The 1,403-nt window shown below is 29.2% G+C and carries 2 protein-coding genes; both read left to right on the forward strand.

The genetic code is table 11. The annotated features are described in order from the left end of the window. The first annotated feature begins 169 nt into the window (after nt 1-169). Nucleotides 170-1,087 carry a glycosyltransferase family 2 protein gene (locus GNF10_RS36830; protein WP_221644709.1) on the forward strand — a complete coding sequence of 306 codons (918 nt, stop codon included), beginning with the start codon at nt 170-172 and terminating at the stop codon, nt 1,085-1,087. 29 nt (nt 1,088-1,116) lie between these two features. Continuing rightward, on the forward strand, nt 1,117-1,403 hold a 287-nt coding region (locus GNF10_RS36835), incomplete at its 3' end, for a glycosyltransferase (RefSeq protein ID WP_185607488.1).

Consider the following 1,403-nt stretch of genomic DNA (forward strand, 5'->3'; position numbering starts at 1 on the left):
GTCTATGAATTTGCCATTTAATATAATTCATTTTACAAGGAATGAAGAAGAGATTGAGTTTATATGTATTTTACAAAAGGAGTGAAGTAAATGGTAATTGTCTGGGTTTTAGGAATTTAAATATGATATGACTTTTACGTAACGATTAATCCTGTTTAATAACATAAATATGCAATTAAAAGTAGCAGCTTACATAACTTGTTATCAAGATGAAGAATCTGCTAATAGGTGTATTCAAGCTATTGACTCTCAATCAATTAAAGTTACATATATATATATAGTAGATAACTCTAAGAAAGCATTATTACTTAATGACAATAATCAAATATTGTTAATCCATCATTATCCCAATAACATTGGAATAGCTGAAGGTTTAACAAAAGCATTAGAATGGGCTATCGAACAAGAATATGACTTTTTATGGTCTTTTGATCAAGATAGTGTTCCGGCTGCAAACTGTCTAGAGATTTTGTTGAAAACTTATTATCAACTGTCTCAACAAGATAATTATAAAATTGGTATTATTGCTCCTACTCCTTCTGATCCTAGAACGAATAAGGTTATAGAAGGTGCAGTTTTTTTTAAGGATCATTTTCTAGCACTTAAACATAATAGTAGTGTTGATTTTTATGAATGTGATTCACCAATTACATCAGGATCTCTAATTTCATTAGCTGCCGCTAAAACTATTTCTCCTCCTTGTGTTGACTTATTTATTGATGGTATTGACCTTGATTATGGATTGCGACTAAGACAAAAAGGCTTTCATAACCTAATTGCTACTAAAGCTAGTATGCACCATAATTTTGGTAGTCCTATTCAAGTAAAATTTCTGAATAAATATCGCTACATCCAACAATATTCAGCTTTACGTTATTACTATATATGTCGTAATCATAGTTATTTAGAAACTCGCTTTTCTCAAGGCTACTATCACTTCACTAGCTTAATTCGGCGAATAAAATATATGCTGCTTCAAATTGTTTTTATTATGCTATATGATTTAGAAGATAAACAATTAAAAATATGGGCTTGTTTATTAGGGACTTATCGAGGCTTGATTGGAAATATTAGTAAAACTTGGTAATTGATATTTTTATATGACAGACTGTAAGAATGAACACACAATTAATTAACTCAGTATCAATTATCTTAGTTAACTATAATGGTGCAGATGTATTAATAAACTGTTTGAATTCTCTAGAAAAATTTATTCCTAAAGATAACTGTGAAATTATTTTAGTCGATAATAATTCTCAAGATAATAGTAAAGACATTGTTGATAATAAATTCCCTGGAATCAAACTAATCAAACTACCAAGAAACGTTGGTTTTGGAGCAGGAAATAATGCTGGTGCAAAAGTAGCAAAAGGGGAGTTTTTACTATTATTAAATACTGATAC

This window comes from Nostoc sp. UCD121 (assembly GCF_014222285.1).
In the GTDB taxonomy this organism is placed as follows: Bacteria; Cyanobacteriota; Cyanobacteriia; order Cyanobacteriales; family Nostocaceae; genus Nostoc.